Below are 15963 nucleotides of genomic sequence, written 5' to 3'. Positions count from 1 at the left end.
GGTTTCGGAGAGCGCCACCAAGGTCAAAACAACCCATTTCCGAGAGTCGATGATGCACTGTGCACCACCGCCCTAGGCTGGCCGAATGACGTGGAAACTGCCGTCACCGCCGGTGCGGGACCTGATCCGACAGTGCGCGCAGATCGTCGTCAACGCCCGCCCGGAATGGCTGGAGGAGCTCGACGAAGCCGTGCTGGCCGCCAGCCCGGTGATCGCGGCGGATCCCGAACTCGCCGGTGCGGTCAGTCGTAGCAACCGCGCCAATCTGTTCTTCTGGGGTGCGGCCAATGTCCGGGACCCCGGGGCACCGGTGCCGCCGAACACCGGTCCCGAACCACTGAGCATCGCGCGAGAAATGGTGCGGCGCGGCATCACCGGGTTCCCACTCGACGCCTACCGGGTCGGCGAGGGTGTCGCGTGGCGGCGCCTCATGGAAATCGCCTTCGAACTGACATCGGACGCCGGGCAATTGCACGAACTGCTCGACGTCTGCTCACGGTCGATCAGCGCGTTCATCGATGCGACGCTGTCCGGGATTGCCGCGCAGATCGAGCTCGAGCGCGACGAGCTCACCCGGGGCACCCATGCCGAACGTCGCGAGACCGTCGCGCTGATCCTCGACGGGGCCCCGATCCCGCGCCAGCGCGCCGAGACGCGACTCGGTTACGCACTGACCGGCGCGCACACCGCGGCGGTGATCTGGACCGAACGCCCGGACAGCGACCTGGTCCGATTGGACCGCGCCGCCGAGGCATTCGGCGCGACGCGCCCCCTGAGCCTGCTGGCCAGCGTGGCCACGCGCTGGGTGTGGACACACAGCACCATCGACGTGGCAGCGCTGGGTGAGCACATCCGCGCGGATCCCGACATCCGGATCGCCATCGGACCGACCGCCGATGGCGTAGACGGCTTCCGGCGCAGCCATTTCGGCGCGCTCACCACCCAGCACATGATGGCGCGGCTGCACTCACCTCAACAGATCGCCACGTTCACCGAGATCGAACTGGTCGCGCTGATCACCGCCGATGCCGACCGCGCCGCGGCCTTCGTCAGCCGCGTGCTGGGTGATCTCGAGACGGCAAGCACCGAATTACAGGAAACCGTAAGGACTTTCGTGGAGCAGCAATGCAACGCGTCACGCGCGGCAGCAACGCTCTACACACACCGAAACACGTTGCTGCGCCGGCTGGCCCGCGCCGACGAACTCCTGCCCCGCCCACTTGCCGAGTCCGCCGTGGATGTCGCGGTGGCCCTCGACGTGGTGCGTTGGCGGGGTCAGTCGAATGCCGCGTCGAGGTAGCGCAGCGCGTCGACCTTGCCGATGCCCAGCGCCCGGGCAGCCTCGGCAAACGAATTCGCGGCCGCGGCCATCGCGGCATCCGCCGGATCGGCCCGGGCGACGAACGTTCCGTAGCGCCCCCGGGTCTCCAGCACGCCTGCCGCCTCCAGTTCGCGGTAGGCCCTGGCCACGGTGTTGACCGCCAGCCGGATCTGGCCCGCCAGTTCCCGGACCGTCGGCAACCGGGTACCCGGCGAAAGTCGTCCGTCTCTGATGCCGTCGATGATCTGGATTCTCAACTGATCGAACAACGGCCTGTCAGCATCCGGATCTACCCGGACCCAATCCCCCAACTCGGTCACGTGCTCAGTATCACCCAAAGCCGCTACGTTGGTGAACGTGCGATTGACAGTGCTCAGCGGTGCGGGGATATCGGCGGAAAGTGGCGTGCCGACCTTCCGCGACGTCGAGACGGGTCTCTGGGCCAAGGTCGACCCCTACGAGATCTCCAGTTCGGAAGGGTGGCAGCGGCACCCGGAGCGCGTGTGGGCCTGGTATCTGTGGCGGCATTACATGATGGACGCGGTCGAACCGAACGCCGGCCACCGCGCCGTGGCGGCCTGGCAGGACTACGCCGACGTGCACGTGGTGACCCAGAACGTCGACAACCTGCATGAGCGCGCCGGTAGCACCCACGTGCACCACCTGCATGGCAGTCTCTTCGAATTCCGCTGTGATGCTTGCGGATCGCAGTTCGAGGGAGTGCTGCCGCAGATGCCGGAGCCAGTCGAGGCCGTCGAGCCGCCGCTGTGCTTCTGCGGCGGGCTGATCCGGCCGAATGTGGTCTGGTTCGGCGAACCGCTGCCCGAGCGGGCCTGGGACCAGTCAGTGGCCGCGGTGGGCAGTTCCGACCTCGTCATCGTGGTGGGGACCAGCTCGATCGTGTACCCGGCCGCCGGTCTTCCCGAGGCAGCGCTGGCCAACGGCATCCCCGTCATCGAGGTCAATCCGCAGCGCACACCGCTGTCGGACAGCGCGACGGTGTCGTTGCGGGAGACCGCGGTGAGCGCGCTGCCCGGATTGCTGCAGCGCCTGCCGACGCTCCTGGGCTAGAGCCGCAGCAGTTCCGCTATTGCACTCGATGGTTCGTCCGCGCTAGATTGCGATCTGCGTCATGCAAAGCGCTTTGCATAGGAGTTGAAGATGGCCACGATCGCTGAAGTCGCGCGGCTGGCGGGCGTCAGCCCGACGACGGTGTCGCATGCGCTCAGCGGTCGGCGCGCGGTGTCGGAGGAGACCAGACGCCGGGTGCAGGAGGTCATGGACCAGCTCGGCTACAGCCCTCGCCGGGCCGCTCAGAACCTGGCCACCGGAGGCACCCGACTGCTCGGCCTGATCGTGCCGGACATCTCGAACAGCTTCTTCGCCGAGTTGGCCAAAGGCGTCGAAGAGGCGGCGATCGATGCCGGGTACAACATGGTGCTCTGCAATTCGGCGTTCAATCACGACCGCGAACTGCTCTACCTGGAGACCATCCGCTCGCGCGCGGTCGACGGCGTGGTCTACGCCGCGGGTTCGCCGACCACCCACCGGGAAATGGCCGATTCCCTCGGCAGCATCCCGGTGGTGCTGGTCGACGAAGAGGTGCTCGGGTCGAGCACCTGCTCGTTCGTTTCCGACAACGCCGAAGGCGGTCGGCTTGCCGCCGAGCACCTCATCGGACTCGGTCACACAGACGCAGTCATCCTGTCCATGGCCGGGCTCGCCAGCTCTGACGACCGCGCGCAGGGCTTTTCGGACGCGTGGGTGTCACACGATCTCCCGCAGCCCGTCGTGATCGGCGGCGACTTCACCTACGACGGCGGGTACGCGGCGCTGGCCAAAGCCGTCGGCCCGCTGCACGACATCGATTTCTCTGCCGTCTTCGCGACGAACGATCTGATGGCGCTCGGCGCGATGAAGCGGCTGATGGAGATCGGTTTGCATGTCCCGCAAGATGTTTCGGTCGTCGGGTTCGACGACATCAACATCGCCGGCATGACCAATCCGGGCCTGACGACCGTCAGACAAGATGTGTGGCAGCTCGGATTCCGTGCCGCGGAGGCACTCATCGCCTCGATCGACACCTCGTGCCCGCCACCGGCCGAACGTCACGTCCAGCCCGTGGAACTGATCGTGCGTGGCACGACGTCACTGTGCATGACCGACGCCGACTGACCGGCGTCGTAGCTGTGCGGGCTGACCCGCAGCGAACAAAGGAACAGCATGTCTCTTCAGATCCACCACATCGTCACCGGCGAACTCGAAAGCTCGTTGTCGGTGTCCATTCTCAACAGCGGAATTCACCCCGACATCCCCGACAACAAGGCACTTCTCTACGGCTTCCGCGATGACATTGTGCGCCTTGATGGTTCGGTACACGAAGGCGTCATGGTCCCCGTGCCCGTGTGGCTCATCCTCGGTGGAGACAAGACCATCCTCATCGACTCCGGGCTTGGTGACGTCGACGAAGTCGCCGCGATGCAGCACCGCTACGGCGTCGACTTCGTCGCGTCACGCAGCCACGATCAGGATCTGCGGGCCGGGCTAGCCCGCTACGGCGTCAAGCCTGAGGACATCGACATCGTCGTGCTGACCCACCTGCACTTCGATCACGTGGGAAACAACGAACTCTTCCCTAACGCAACATTTTTCGTGCAGAAGGACGAGTTGCCACAAGCCACCACGCCACCACATTTTTGCATGTTCTACTACCCGGAGTACGTGTACAAGGTTGATCAGATCCGGGACCGACTGCGCGTGATCGACGGCGATTACGACCTGGCCGACGGAATCCGGTTGCTCAAGATCGGCGGTCACACCCCGGGATGTATGGTGGTATTGGCCGAAACCGGCTCGGGCGTAGTGTGTTTGACCAGCGATGTGATGTACAACTACGTCAATCTCGAGCTCAACTGGCCGATGGGCTCATTCTGGAATCTGCCGGAGCTCATGGCGGGCTACGACAGAATCCGAAATTCGGCGGACATCATCGTCCCCGAACACGACTGGAAATTCCTGCAGCACTTTCCCTCCGGAACCATCTCTTGATCAGATAGGACCTCTGCCATGCCACGTTTGCTCCTGCTCGGTGAGTCTTGGACCACCCACATGATCCACCAAAAAGGGTTCGATACCTTCACCACCACCGAATATGTCGAGGGCGCTGGCGAATTCATCGCCGCCATGCGCTCAGGTGGGTGGGACGTCACGCACGTCCCGGCTCACAAGATCGAAACCGATTGCCCGCGTTCGGCGGCCGAGTTCGGCGAGTACGACGTCGTCGTGATCAGCGATGTCGGAGCCAACACGTTTCTGCTGACCCGGGCGGTGTTCAATCGGAGTCAGGCCGAGCCCAATCGCCTCGCCGCCCTTCGCGAATACGTCGAGTCGGGTGGCGGACTGGCCATGATCGGCGGATATCTGTCGTTCTCCGGAGTCGACGCCAAGGCCAACTACGCCAACAGCCCGATCGGCGACATCCTCGCCGTGGCGCCCCTGCTGACCGACGACCGTGCCGAGACCCCCGAGGGCGCTGTGCCGACGGTGACCGCGGCAAGCCACCCGGCCCTCGCCGGCACCGGCGAAACCTGGCCCGCCTTGCTCGGTTTCAACCGCACCAACCCGCATCCCGATTCCGAGGTGCTGGCCGAGATCAACGGCTCTCCCCTTGTCGCGGTCCGCTCGGTCAAGGCCGGTCGCTCAGTCGCATTCACCTCCGACATGTCCCCGCACTGGGCGCCACCGTCATTCGTGGCCTGGGAGGGATACACCGCGCTCTGGCTCGCGCTCATGGCATGGGCGGCGGACCGCACCACCGTCGACGCCCGGTAACGACAGCAACCAAGGACAAACAATGGCCGTAGAACTCGTCGAAGACCGTTCGTTCGACTATGTGCCGCCCTCGGCACGAACGGGAAGCCTCTGGTCGCAGACCCAGTTGTGGTTCATGATCAACGCCTCGTTCCTGACGGCGTCCACCGGCGCACTCGGGTCGCTTGCCGGCCTCGGTCTGCGATGGTCGATCACGGCGATCGTGCTCGGCAGCGTCTTCGGCACGCTGTTCCAGGCCTTTCACGGGGCCCAAGGCCCGCGCATGGGGCTGCCCCAGATGATTCAGTCCCGGGCGCAGTTCGGCACGCGCGGTGCCGTACTGCCGCTCGTGGCAGCGACTCTCGTGCAGTTCGGCTTCGCGATCTTCTATGTGCAGACCGGTGCGGCGTCAATTCATGTCATCACCACCGGGATTGCGCTGCCGGTCCTCTCCCTGGGTGTCGGCGTCGTCGCGCTGCTGGTGGCCACCATCGGCTACCAGGTGGTGCTTCGGGCGGAGAAGACCGTCTCCTACCTGATGCTCGCCGCGCTGGTCGTGCTGAGCGTATGCGCGTTCAGCTATCTGCCCATCGGAAACTACCTCGGCGTCGCCGACTTCGGACTCGCGCCGTTCCTGCTGCAGTTCGCCGCGTCGGCAACATTCCAGATCGCGGTCGCACCAGTGGTTTCCGACTACACCCGCTATCTGCCCGAATGGATATCCGGTTGGAAGGTGTCAGCCACCGTCTTCGGCGGCACCTTGCTCTCGGCGATCTGGATCGAGATTCTCGGCGCCATCCTGGCCATCGCCTACCCCGATGCCAGCACGGTCGCCGGTTTCGACCAACTCGCCGGGAACATGTCCCCGGCGCTGGCCGGCGTCATGATGGTGGTGTCACTGCTGACCTGCCTCAATGCCGTCGCGGTGGCCTTCTACAGCGGATCCATCGCGTTTCTCACGGCGGTCGAGGGCTTCCGCCGCTTCACCTCGACCTTCAAGGTCAGGGCGGCAGCGATCGTGTCGCTCGGCTCGATCGCCATCTTCGCCAGCCTGTTCGTGCCGGAGAACGCACTCAACGCGTTCAGCGTCTTCCTGGCGATCCTGACCTACTTCCTCATCCCGTGGACCGCCGTCAACCTCATCGACTACTACATCGTTCGTCGGGGAATTCTCTCCATCAGTGACATCCTCAAGACCGATGGGGGCATCTACGGGCGCTGGGGGCGCTCGGGAATGATCAGCTACACAGTGGGATTCATCGCGATGATCCCGTTCTTCAGCACCAGCGTCTGGGTTGGTCCCGCCGCTGCGGCAATCGGCGGCGCTGACTTCTCCTTCGCCGTAGGGCTTTTCGTATCGGGCGGGCTGTACCTGTTCCTGAGCCGCGACTTCGATCGCGAAGCCGAATACCGACTGGTCGCACGTTCGGCCATCAACACCATCGACACCCGGGTGACCGCGACATCCAGCCCGGTGGGCGGTCGATGATGACCACATTGAGACTGGAATGGCCGCAGTGGCAGGGCGGCGAGCCGCAGGCCGTGGCCCACTACACCCCCGGCCTCGACGTAGCCGAAAGCCGTACCGTCTACGGCCTCGGCGGCCAACTGACAGCCGCGCTGGCTCCCAGGCACGATGGCCCCACCGCCCGCGTCGAGGTGCCCGACTACAGCCACGACCTCCCTGAGATCGACGGCATCGTCGGCAAGGACGAGGTGCTCCGCCAGCACGCGGAAGCGCTGTCGCACATTCGCGATGCGGACGCCGAGCGCATCCTCACTCTCGGTGGCACGTGCGCGGTCAGCCTGACCCCGTTCGGCTACCTCGCCGAACGGTACGCCGACGACCTTGTCGTCATCTGGCTCGACAGTCACGCCGACTGCAACCTGCCCGGTGGCCCGAACCGGGGCTTCAACACCATGGTGGTCAGCCATCTGTCGGGGCGCGGCGACAACGATGTCCTCGAGCGCATGCCGGCCACCCTGCCGTCGAATCGGATCCTGCTTGCAGGGGTGCACGCGTGGGACGATCAAGACAGCCACACCCATGAGTCCTGGGGGCTGCGCCTGATGCCGCCCGCCGACACCGAGCCATTCGTCGGCGCAGTGCTCGGGTGGATCCGCGACAGCGGAGTCCGCCACGTGGCGGTCCACTTCGACCTGGACGTGATCGACAGTGATGAACTCGCCTTCGGAATGGCATGGGAGAAGGGCGGAATCTCGAAGGCCACGGCGCTGCGCACCATTGCGGCCATCGCGGAAGAGTTCGATCTGGTCGGACTGACGGTCGCCGAATTCGTTCCGCGAGAAGCCGTCGCGCTGCGCTCGATCTTGCGCGGGCTACCCCTCGCGGGCAGCGGAAGGTCGGCGGAATAGACCATGCCGACAGGCCCCGAACCACTCATCGCCGTCCTGGGCAGTATCAACCTCGATCTGACTGTCGAGGTCGAGACCCTGCCGAGGCCTGGGCAGACTGTGCTGGCTCATCGCGTCGTCCGTGGGCTCGGCGGCAAAGGCGCCAACCAGGCCGCCGCCGCCGCTCAGCTGCTCGGCCGTAGCAGGATGATCGGTGCGGTCGGTGACGATGCCGACGGAATCTGGCTGCGCGAGCAGTTGGAGGGCTTCGGTGTCGACGTGAGCGCCGTCGAGTTCGACGACGTGCTTCCTTCCGGTATGGCGCTGATCGGCGTCGACCGGGTCGGTGAGAACAGCATCATCGTCGTTCCCGGTGCCAACGCACACGCCGCAGCGTCGCGTAGCACCCTTGGCGACGCCGACGCGCTCATGTTGCAGTTCGAGATCCCGATCGAGGAAGTTGTCCGCGCCGCAGACCAATTCGAGGGCTTCGTCGCCGTCAACCCTTCGCCGAGCCAACGTATCCCGGAGTCGCTCCTCAAGCGCGCCGACCTGTTCGTGGTGAACGCCGAAGAGTACCGGGACATGCCGGAACTCGCCGACGCCGCGCTGGTGGCGGTGACGCTGGGCGCGCAAGGAGCCGAACTCTGGGAGCGGGGACGCAAAACCGAAGCGCTGGAGGCCTTCCCGGTCAGCCGAGTGGTGAGCACAGTCGGCGCGGGTGACGCTTTCTTTGCGGCTCTGACTTGTGCCCTCGCCCGGGCTGTTCCGCGTCGGGCCGCGCTCGAAATCGCCTGCCGTGTCGCAGCAGTCGCGGTCGAAGACCCGTGCTCCCAACCGCGTCTGGACAAGCTCGAGTGCTACCTGGAGCGCAGGGCGTCGTCACCCCGCCGATAGTCAGGCCGGCCGCGCCGCACGTCCGATCGCCCATTCCGAAACCGGCAGCGGCACCCACGTGGGCAGCACCCATTCGCGCCGGGCCCCGTCGATCACGAATCCGGCCTCGACGATGGTGCGCTCGGTGTCTCGATGCGTGTGGCAGTTTCCCAGCAGCCGCGGCCAGACGGTGGCGTCGGCGATCCGTTGCAGCCGATCCTTATAGCCGGAGCTGGCCACATGCTCCAGGTAACGCAGTTGCCCACCGGGGCGCAGCACCGAATACAGCTGTCGCAGCACCGAACCCGGATCATCGATGGAACACAGCACCAGCGAGCAGACCACCGCGTCGAACGGTTCGGCGGTCGCGAACTGTTCGGCGGTCTCACCGGTCACCGCGACGGGTACCGACGCGGCGGCCGCGGCTTGCTGCGCCACCTCGGCGAGGTGGCGTTCGGGTTCGATGGCGACGACTTCGGTGACCGTGTCGGGGTAGAGCGCGAAGTTCGTGCCGGTGCCCGCGCCGACCTCCAGTACCCGGCCGGTGAGCCCGGACAGGTTCTCGGCGCGCAGCCTGCGCAGCGCGTCCGGCTCGTAGCTCGACAGCGTTTTCCACACCCGGGCGAAGAACGGGTTGTCGACGATGGTCGGAGTGCTCATTGGTGAATCCCTTCGGCGAAGTCCTTCAACCGGGCGACGGTGTCGCTCGGCGCCACGTCGGTTCCGATCATGCCCGCGACGATCTGCCCGAGACACACCGCGCGCAGTACGCGGTCGGCGAATTCGTCGGCGTCTCCCCACGGCAGATACGGCTTGGCGACCAGCATGGCCGCGACACCATGCGCCGCGGTCCACAGTTCCAGCGCCATCGCGGTGGCGTCGCCCTGCGGGTAGACGCCTTCGGCGATGAGCGCTTCCACGGAGGTCCGCAGGTGCATGAACGCCGAACTGTTGAGTGTCAGGTCGACATCACTGCCGGGCCTGCCCTCGCCCATGGTGGCGATGCGGTACAACTCGGGGGTTTCCCGGGCGAATCGGACGTAGGCCAGGCCCTGGGCGCGGAGCACCTCGATCGCCGACGGCTGGTCGGCGACCGCCTGCATCTGCTCGTCGAGCTTCTCGAAGTACCGTGCGCACACGGCGTCCAGCAACGCGTCCTTGTCGGCGAAATGCAGATAGATCGACGGCGGCGTGACGCCCACCCGCTGGGCAACCGACCGGATCGACACGGCCTTGGCGTGACCCGTTTCGAGCAGCAGTTCGGTGGCGGCGTCGAGGATCTCCTCGCGCAGTTGCTCGCCGGAACCGCGCGGGGCGCGTCGGCGCTTGAGGGGCTGTATCACATCACCCAGCATCCGCCACGCCGGCGGCGGCGCATTCCCGTTCGACGGGTTTGGCCGGCGCAGCACCGGATTCGCTGATGCCGATCCGACGATGCAGGCGGGCCAACGGGGCAGGCGCCCACCAGGACCACTTCCCCAACACATGCATGAAGGCGGGGACCAGCAGGACGCGGACCAGGGTCGCGTCGACGAGGATGGCCAACGTCAACCCGAGCCCGAACATCCGCATGAAGGCGACCTGGGCCGCGATCAGCGCAGCGAACGATATCGACATCAGCAGTGCCGCCGCGGTGATCACGCGGCCCGTGCGGGCCAGGCCGAGTGCCACCGCCTCGTCGTTCCGTGCGCGTGGAGACGTCTCGCCGGATTCGAGCCAGTACTCGCGGACGCGCGACACCAGGAACACCTCGTAGTCCATCGACAGCCCGAAGGCGATGCAGAACAGCAGCACCGGCAAGTTGGCGACGAGCGTTCCGGTGGATGTGGTGCCCAGCGCGCCCAGATGGCCGTCCTGGAAGATCCACACCAGAGCGCCGAACGCCGCGGACAGGGATAACACGTTGAGCAGCAACGCTTTCAGCGGCAGGACCACGCTGCCGGTGAGCAAGAACAGCAGGATGAAGGTGATGGCCGCGATCACGCCGAGAACCAGCGGCAGGCGCGACGTGATGGCCACGGAACTGTCCCGGTTGGTCTGTGCGGTGCCGGTCAACTGCACCGCGGCCGGGGCAGGTACGGCCCGCAGCGCGTCGAGCTGTTTCTCGGACGCGGCGCTGAACAGTGGTGCGCTACTGCCGACGCTGAGGAAGGCACTGCCGTCTTTGAGCCCGGTCGCCGCCGACGGCGGCCCCACCGGCCGCCCTCCGACGAACGTGCCACCCGGGGCGGACACCGAGGTCACGTCGGTGACCGTCGACAACGCACCGGCATACCGGTCGAGATCGGCGGGCGTGAGGCCGGCGGCATCGGGGAGGACGACGGTCACCGTCGTGGCCGCGTCGGCCGCGAAGGCCGTCCGCAGTTCGTCGCCCACCTGGCGTGCCGACGCCGACTGCGGCAGCACCCGATCATCGGGGAAACCCCATTTGATCCCGAGGAACGGCGCGCCCAGCAACAGCAGCACCGCGACCAGCGTGACACCGATCGGAAGCGACCGCCGCATAACGCGTTTCGTCATGCGGTACCAGAGCGTCTGGTCCACCGGCTTGCGCACCGGTTCGGGCCTGCCGAGGATGCGCCGGGCGAAACGACGGACGTCGAAGGCGTCGAGTCGGTCGCCGAGCAACACGATCGCCGCGGGGGCGATGACGATGGCGGCCAGCGCCGCCAAGCCCACCACCGCGATGCCCGCGTAGGCGAACGACTTGAGGAAGTACATCGGGAACAGAACCATTGCGACCATCGACAGCGCCACGGTCATCGCCGAGAACAGCACGGTGCGTCCGGCGGTCGTCATGGTCCGCACCAGGGCCTGCTCGGACGCGGCGCCGTCGGCCAGCTCGTCGCGATACCGGCTGATGATCAGCAGGGTGTAGTCGATGGCCAGGGCCAATCCCATGGCGACGGTGAGGTTCAGCGCGAAGATCGACACGTCGGTGATCATGGTGAAGCCGCGCAGCACCGCCAGCGATCCCAGGATCGCGAACCCGCCGACGGCCAGCGGCAGAGCGGCCGCCAGCAGCCCACCGAACACCCAGACCAGCACCACGAAGCTGAGCGGGATGGCGATGGACTCCATCATCAACAGGTCTTTCTCACTCTGCCCGTTGATCTGGACGTAGATCATGGCCTCGCCACCGGAGCGCACGGTCACACCGTTGCGATCGTGCACGAGACGGTCCGTCAGTTCCTTGGCGTGCTTCTGCGCCCCGCTCTCACCACCGCTGATGCCCGCGACGATGAGTCCCGTCCGGCCGTCCTTGCTGATCAGGCCGGCCGCGGCAGGCGGAGGTGCCGTCCAGGCCGAGCTGACCTGCGTCACATCCGGGGAGCTCCGCAGCGCGGTGACGATGTCGGTGCCCGCAGCCGTCGCGGCGGCACTGTGTACGCCGTGATCGGCGGTCACGCTGATCACCAGCTGCATGTCACCGCGGTCGAACTTGTCCGAGAGCAGCTTGGCAGCCCGGGCGGACTCCGACGACGGGTCTTGGAAGCCGCCGGCGGACAGGCTCTTGGCGACGGGGATACCGAAGATCGCGGCTGCGGCCATCATCAATGCGGCGACGACGAGGATGCGCCTGGGCGCGGCGATGGCCAGATGAGCAATCCGGTTCAGCACGTCGGTTCCTTCCCACGACCCATTGCCGACGTTAACTTAACTCCGATAACTTAGGGACGTCAACACCGGCCTCGCTGATTCATACGGCGCAGGACCGCGAAACGTTCACACTTGATGCGCACGAGATGAATTGCCGGCCGACGACGGGTCTATTAGTCATGACAACCACCACAGCGCTCCGCACAGAAACCACGACGACGGACATCGGTCTGCTGATCCTGCGCGTCGCCACCGGCGCCACGATGCTGCAGGCGGGCCTGATCAAGGCCTTCGACTTCGGCACGGTCACCGGATTCATGCAGAGCGACGGCTGGCGACTGCCGCCGCTGGCAGCGTTCATGGTGACCGCTGCGGAGACCCTGGGCGGCATCGGGTTGCTACTCGGAGTGCTGACGCCGCTGGCGGCCTTCGCCGTGATCTCGGCGATGGTCGACGCCTGGGCGGTGAATGTGTCGGGCGGCGCGTTCTGGTCGCAGCCCTTCAACGTTCCATTCATGGTGGCCTTCGCCGCCGCGGCCCTGCTCTTCACCGGCGCCGGAACCCTGTCGATCGATCATCGGGTCTTCGGCCGGGCCCGCGGCACGCGGTCGATCGCCGTCGCCATGTTGGTGGCGGGCGTCGTCGTTGCGATCGTGACCTGGATCGCGCTCAACGGCACCAATCCGATCCATTTCACCCACAGCAGGAGCTGAAAACCCGCCTCACAGCCGCCGAACCGGCCGGAAACCTACCGCGAAGTAAGTATTGCCACCATTTTCCGAATCGTGACTCAAAGATTCCTTAATGGTGACACCTACTGTTCAGTACATGTGGATCGACGACACCAGTGCAGATGTCATCAAGGTCGACTTCGACGCTCTCTACCACGGCGATGTCCTCGTCGAGGGTGATACGTCGGAGCAGTTTGACGACTTCCAGCCGCTCCGTACCGCGGTATGAGAAAGCGCGCGCCTCGCGGCGCGCGCTTCCCATGTTGAGTTTGCCCGGCGAGGGCGCTTCTCAGCACCTCATGCCGTGATGGCCAGTCCCCGCGCTATGCGGGGACTGTTTCTTTCTCAAGGTCAGTCTCATCGGCGCCGATCATGTCCAAAAGGCGCCCCGTGATGAGAGCCTCGGCTTCGGTCACCATCCGCGACACCAGCTCACCCACTGTGGGGATGTCGTTGATGAGGCCCATCGAGGTCCCGACCGACCAGATTCCGGCGTCCAGGTCACCCAGCTCATAGACCTTGTTGCCCCGCACACCGGCCACCAGATCCTTGACGTCGGGGAACTGCCCGCCCTTGTTGAGGATGTCCACCACTTCCCGCGACACCGCGTTACTGGCGACGCGCGCGGTGTTGCGCAGCGGGCGGAAGATCAATTCGGTATCCAGCTCAGAGCCGGCCACGATGGCTTCCTTGACGTTCTGATGGATCGAGGACTCCGCCGTGCACATGAACCGCGACCCCATGTTGACCCCGTCAGCACCCAACGCCAACGCGGCGACCAGCCCACGCGCATCGGCAAACCCACCCGAGGCGATCATCGGGATGTCGATCTTGGCCGACGCCGCTGGGATCAGCACCAAACCCGGAATGTCGTCCTCACCGGGATGCCCCGCGCATTCGAACCCGTCGATGCTGATGCCGTCCACACCCAGGCTCTGCGCCTTGACCGCATGGCGTACCGAGGTGCACTTGTGCAGCACCTTGATGCCGTTGTCATGGAACATCGGCAGGTGCGGTGCCGGGTTGGAGCCCGCCGTCTCCACGATCTTGATACCGGCGTCGACGATGACCTGGCGGTACTCGTCGTACGGGGGCGGGTTGATCGTCGGCAGGATGGTCAGATTCACCCCGAACGGCTTGTCGGTGAGTTCGCGGGTCTTGGCGATCTCCTTGGCCAGATCCGCAGGCGTCGGCTGAGTGAGCGCCGTCAGGAAACCCAGCGCACCCGCATTGGCCACTGCCGCAACGAGTTCGGCGCGGCCCACCCACTGCATACCACCCTGCACGATGGGGTGCTCAACCCCGAACGTCTCGGTGAACTTCGTCTTCAATGCCATATGTTCGCCTTTCTTGATTACCGCGGTGCCATGCGGATGGCGCCGTCGAGGCGGATGACTTCGCCGTTGAGCATGGGGTTTTCGATGATGTGCACGGCCAGGGCGCCGTATTCGTCGGGATCACCCAACCGGGCCGGGTGCGGCACCTGAGCGCCCAGCGATTTCTGGGCCTCGTCGGGCAGCGACCCCAGCAGCGGGGTCTTGAACAAGCCGGGCGCGATCGTGCACACCCGGATCAGCTCCCGCGAGAGGTCCCGGGCGATCGGCAGCGTCATGCCGACCACACCGCCCTTGGACGCCGAGTACGCGGCCTGCCCGATCTGCCCGTCGAACGCCGCCACCGAGGCGGTGTTGATGATGACCCCGCGCTCCTCACCGACCGGCTCGGTCGCGGCGATGCGCTGCGCGGCCAGCCGGATCACGTTGAACGTGCCGATCAGATTGACCTCGACGACCTTGCGGAACCCCGCCAGCGGAAACGGCCCGTCTTTACCGAGGGTCTTGATCGCGTTGCCGATGCCCGCACAGTTGACGTTGATCCGCACCGGGCCCAACGATTCCGCGACATCCAATGCCTCGGTCACGCCCGCCTCGTCGGTGACATCGGTGCCCACGAACCGGGCGCGTTCGCCGAGTTCGGCGATCACCTCCTCACCCTTGAGGTCGATCACCACCACCGACGCCCCCGCATCCAACAACCGCTTCGTCGTGGCCAACCCCAAACCCGAAGCCCCGCCGGTGACAACGGCCACCGAATCCCTGATCTCCATATACCGCATTCCTCTCCCGGCCGGCCCGTTACCGGCCAACTAGTTGGTTGGGACTATACCCAGTCGCGCAAGACCGCTTCGGTGTCAGCGCCGCGCGCACCCGGCGGCGTCGGCTGAACCGGAGCACTGCGGGAAAACCGTGGTGCAGGCATCGGCTGCAGGTTGCCGCGGTCGTCATAGAAGGTGTCGCGCTCGGCGATGTGCGGTTCGGTGAGCACCTCGGCGAACGACAGCACCGGCGTCACGCACGCGTCCGTGCCGTCGAACACCGACACCCAGTGGTCACGGTCATGTGCCGCAATGGTTTTGGTCAAGATCTCGCGCAGCTCGGGCCAGCGGGCGACGTCGTTCTGCGCCGGCAGGTCGGCCGCGTCGAGGCCGAGCCCCTTGAGCAGCTCGGCGTAGAACTGCGGCTCGATCGCGCCGACCGCGATGTACTTTCCGTCCGATGTCTCGTAGGTGTCGTAGTAGGGCGCACCGGTGTCGAGCATGTTGACGCCGCGCTCGTCACTCCACATGCCCTGGGCCCGGAAGCTCCACATCATCTGCATCAGCACGCTGGAGCCGTCGACCATCGCGGCGTCGATCACCTGACCCTTGCCGGAAGTCTGCCGCTCGAACAGCGCCGAAAGGATGCCGACCAGAAGGAACATCGAGCCCCCGCCGAAGTCGCCGGCCAGGTTCAGCGGCGGCACCGGCCGCTCGCCGTGCCGCCCGACGGCATGCAGCAGACCGTTGAGGGAGATGTAGTTGATGTCGTGCCCGGCCTGCAGAGCCCGCGGGCCTTCCTGGCCCCAGCCGGTCATCCGCGCATAGATCAAGCGCTCGTTGACCTTCGCGCAGTCATCGGGCCCCAGGCCGAGACGCTCGGTAACCCCCGGGCGGAAGCCTTCGATCAGCACATCGGCCTTCGAGATGAGCGTGAGTACCAGTTCGCGGCCCTCGTTGCTCTTCATGTCGGCTTCGACCGATCTGCGATTGCGCAGCATGGCGTCGGCGCTCGGCGTGCCGGAGGCCTTGCTCGGGCGCTCGATACGCACCACATCGGCTCCCAGGTCGCCGAGAATCATCGCCGCGTGCGGGCCTGGGCCGATGCCCGCCAACTCCACAACGCGCAAACCCTGCAATGGTCCTGCCATGCTCATCCGCCCTCCGCGTGTTCG

The 15963-nt window shown here is 66.0% G+C and carries 17 protein-coding genes; 10 read left to right on the top strand and 7 right to left on the bottom strand.

What is annotated here, in order from left to right; genetic code table 11:
* The first annotated feature begins 85 nt into the window (after positions 1–85).
* Positions 86–1300 (top strand): PucR family transcriptional regulator, encoded by a 1215-nt coding sequence (locus RMCB_RS23280; RefSeq protein WP_062830664.1) that lies wholly within the window; start codon positions 86–88, stop codon positions 1298–1300.
* On the opposite strand, the gene RMCB_RS23275 is transcribed toward RMCB_RS23280, so the two are convergent.
* Positions 1276–1641 carry an Rv1152 family transcriptional regulator gene (locus tag RMCB_RS23275; protein WP_029366458.1) on the bottom strand — a complete coding sequence of 122 codons (366 nt, stop codon included), beginning with the start codon at positions 1639–1641 and terminating at the stop codon, positions 1276–1278. The two genes, RMCB_RS23280 and RMCB_RS23275, sit on opposite strands and share 25 nt — an antisense overlap.
* Positions 1642–1678: 37 nt before the next feature.
* Here RMCB_RS23275 and RMCB_RS23270 point away from each other — a divergent pair, with 37 nt between their 5' ends.
* The 7 genes from RMCB_RS23270 (at position 1679) to RMCB_RS23240 (ending at position 8383) form a co-directional block, all read left to right on the top strand.
* The gene (locus tag RMCB_RS23270) at positions 1679–2392 is read left to right on the top strand and encodes an NAD-dependent deacylase (RefSeq protein WP_029366457.1); all 714 of its coding nucleotides are present in this window, start codon (positions 1679–1681) and stop codon (positions 2390–2392) included.
* A 90-nt stretch (positions 2393–2482) separates the two neighbouring features.
* Positions 2483–3496, top strand: coding sequence for a LacI family DNA-binding transcriptional regulator (locus RMCB_RS23265; RefSeq protein ID WP_062830663.1), 1014 nt, complete (start codon positions 2483–2485; stop codon positions 3494–3496).
* Positions 3497–3544: 48 nt separating this feature from the next.
* A complete protein-coding gene (locus RMCB_RS23260) occupies positions 3545–4369 on the top strand; it encodes an N-acyl homoserine lactonase family protein (RefSeq protein ID WP_062830662.1) in 825 nt (274 codons plus the stop codon).
* Between the two features lie 18 nt (positions 4370–4387).
* A complete protein-coding gene (locus RMCB_RS23255) occupies positions 4388–5152 on the top strand; it encodes a glutamine amidotransferase (protein WP_062830661.1) in 765 nt (254 codons plus the stop codon).
* Positions 5153–5174: 22 nt separating this feature from the next.
* Positions 5175–6620 (top strand): purine-cytosine permease family protein, encoded by a 1446-nt coding sequence (locus RMCB_RS23250; RefSeq protein ID WP_062830660.1) that lies wholly within the window; start codon positions 5175–5177, stop codon positions 6618–6620.
* Positions 6620–7507: an arginase family protein gene (locus RMCB_RS23245; protein ID WP_062830659.1), complete on the top strand. Its 888-nt coding sequence runs from the start codon at positions 6620–6622 to the stop codon at positions 7505–7507. Before RMCB_RS23250 ends, RMCB_RS23245 begins: the two co-directional genes overlap by 1 nt.
* Positions 7508–7510: 3 nt before the next feature.
* Complete coding sequence (locus tag RMCB_RS23240; RefSeq protein ID WP_062830658.1) at positions 7511–8383, top strand: PfkB family carbohydrate kinase; 873 nt, start codon at positions 7511–7513, stop codon at positions 8381–8383.
* Here RMCB_RS23240 and RMCB_RS23235 read toward each other — a convergent pair whose 3' ends face one another.
* From RMCB_RS23235 to RMCB_RS23225, 3 genes are read right to left on the bottom strand one after another with little or no spacing between them, the layout of a single operon-like run.
* A complete protein-coding gene (locus RMCB_RS23235; RefSeq protein WP_062830657.1) occupies positions 8384–9022 on the bottom strand; it encodes a class I SAM-dependent methyltransferase in 639 nt (212 codons plus the stop codon).
* The gene (locus RMCB_RS23230) at positions 9019–9717 is read right to left on the bottom strand and encodes a TetR/AcrR family transcriptional regulator (protein WP_062830656.1); all 699 of its coding nucleotides are present in this window, start codon (positions 9715–9717) and stop codon (positions 9019–9021) included. Before RMCB_RS23230 ends, RMCB_RS23235 begins: the two co-directional genes overlap by 4 nt.
* The gene (locus RMCB_RS23225) at positions 9707–11983 is read right to left on the bottom strand and encodes an MMPL family transporter (protein WP_062830655.1); all 2277 of its coding nucleotides are present in this window, start codon (positions 11981–11983) and stop codon (positions 9707–9709) included. The genes RMCB_RS23230 and RMCB_RS23225 overlap by 11 nt, the downstream gene beginning before the upstream one ends.
* Before the next feature lie 158 nt (positions 11984–12141).
* On the opposite strand from RMCB_RS23225, the gene RMCB_RS23220 reads away from it, so the two are divergent.
* Both RMCB_RS23220 and RMCB_RS36865 read left to right on the top strand, forming a co-directional pair.
* A complete protein-coding gene (locus RMCB_RS23220; RefSeq protein ID WP_062830654.1) occupies positions 12142–12675 on the top strand; it encodes a DoxX family protein in 534 nt (177 codons plus the stop codon).
* Between the two features lie 115 nt (positions 12676–12790).
* Entirely contained in the window at positions 12791–12922 is a 132-nt protein-coding gene (locus tag RMCB_RS36865; protein ID WP_018598896.1) for a hypothetical protein, read from the top strand.
* 94 nt (positions 12923–13016) lie between these two features.
* Here RMCB_RS36865 and RMCB_RS23210 read toward each other — a convergent pair whose 3' ends face one another.
* From RMCB_RS23210 to RMCB_RS23200, 3 genes are read right to left on the bottom strand one after another with little or no spacing between them, the layout of a single operon-like run.
* The gene (locus RMCB_RS23210; RefSeq protein WP_062830653.1) at positions 13017–14030 is read right to left on the bottom strand and encodes an NAD(P)H-dependent flavin oxidoreductase; all 1014 of its coding nucleotides are present in this window, start codon (positions 14028–14030) and stop codon (positions 13017–13019) included.
* A gap of 17 nt (positions 14031–14047) precedes the next feature.
* Complete coding sequence (locus RMCB_RS23205; protein ID WP_062830652.1) at positions 14048–14800, bottom strand: 3-hydroxyacyl-CoA dehydrogenase; 753 nt, start codon at positions 14798–14800, stop codon at positions 14048–14050.
* A gap of 53 nt (positions 14801–14853) precedes the next feature.
* Positions 14854–15939, bottom strand: a complete 1086-nt coding sequence (locus RMCB_RS23200; protein ID WP_062830734.1) for a CaiB/BaiF CoA transferase family protein — start codon at positions 15937–15939, stop codon at positions 14854–14856.
* Between the last annotated feature and the right edge of the window lie 24 nt (positions 15940–15963).

Origin of the sequence: Mycolicibacterium brisbanense (genome assembly GCF_001570425.1) — a bacterium.
Lineage (GTDB): Bacteria > Actinomycetota > Actinomycetes > Mycobacteriales > Mycobacteriaceae > Mycobacterium > Mycobacterium brisbanense.
This window is presented reverse-complemented; position numbering and strand designations above follow the sequence as displayed.

What these genes read in the sequence shown, in the direction of transcription:
- RMCB_RS23210 (WP_062830653.1), bottom strand. Translation starts at nt 14,030, where the DNA reads ATGGCATTGAAGACGAAGTTCACCGAGACGTTCGGGGTTGAGCACCCC.
- RMCB_RS23245 (WP_062830659.1), top strand. Translation starts at nt 6,620, where the DNA reads ATGACCACATTGAGACTGGAATGGCCGCAGTGGCAGGGCGGCGAGCCG.
- RMCB_RS23240 (WP_062830658.1), top strand. Translation starts at nt 7,511, where the DNA reads ATGCCGACAGGCCCCGAACCACTCATCGCCGTCCTGGGCAGTATCAAC.
- RMCB_RS23250 (WP_062830660.1), top strand. Translation starts at nt 5,175, where the DNA reads ATGGCCGTAGAACTCGTCGAAGACCGTTCGTTCGACTATGTGCCGCCC.
- RMCB_RS23200 (WP_062830734.1), bottom strand. Translation starts at nt 15,939, where the DNA reads ATGGCAGGACCATTGCAGGGTTTGCGCGTTGTGGAGTTGGCGGGCATC.
- RMCB_RS23255 (WP_062830661.1), top strand. Translation starts at nt 4,388, where the DNA reads ATGCCACGTTTGCTCCTGCTCGGTGAGTCTTGGACCACCCACATGATC.
- RMCB_RS23260 (WP_062830662.1), top strand. Translation starts at nt 3,545, where the DNA reads ATGTCTCTTCAGATCCACCACATCGTCACCGGCGAACTCGAAAGCTCG.
- RMCB_RS23265 (WP_062830663.1), top strand. Translation starts at nt 2,483, where the DNA reads ATGGCCACGATCGCTGAAGTCGCGCGGCTGGCGGGCGTCAGCCCGACG.
- RMCB_RS23230 (WP_062830656.1), bottom strand. Translation starts at nt 9,717, where the DNA reads ATGCTGGGTGATGTGATACAGCCCCTCAAGCGCCGACGCGCCCCGCGC.
- RMCB_RS23205 (WP_062830652.1), bottom strand. Translation starts at nt 14,800, where the DNA reads ATGGAGATCAGGGATTCGGTGGCCGTTGTCACCGGCGGGGCTTCGGGT.
- RMCB_RS23235 (WP_062830657.1), bottom strand. Translation starts at nt 9,022, where the DNA reads ATGAGCACTCCGACCATCGTCGACAACCCGTTCTTCGCCCGGGTGTGG.
- RMCB_RS36865 (WP_018598896.1), top strand. Translation starts at nt 12,791, where the DNA reads ATGTGGATCGACGACACCAGTGCAGATGTCATCAAGGTCGACTTCGAC.
- RMCB_RS23220 (WP_062830654.1), top strand. Translation starts at nt 12,142, where the DNA reads ATGACAACCACCACAGCGCTCCGCACAGAAACCACGACGACGGACATC.
- RMCB_RS23280 (WP_062830664.1), top strand. Translation starts at nt 86, where the DNA reads ATGACGTGGAAACTGCCGTCACCGCCGGTGCGGGACCTGATCCGACAG.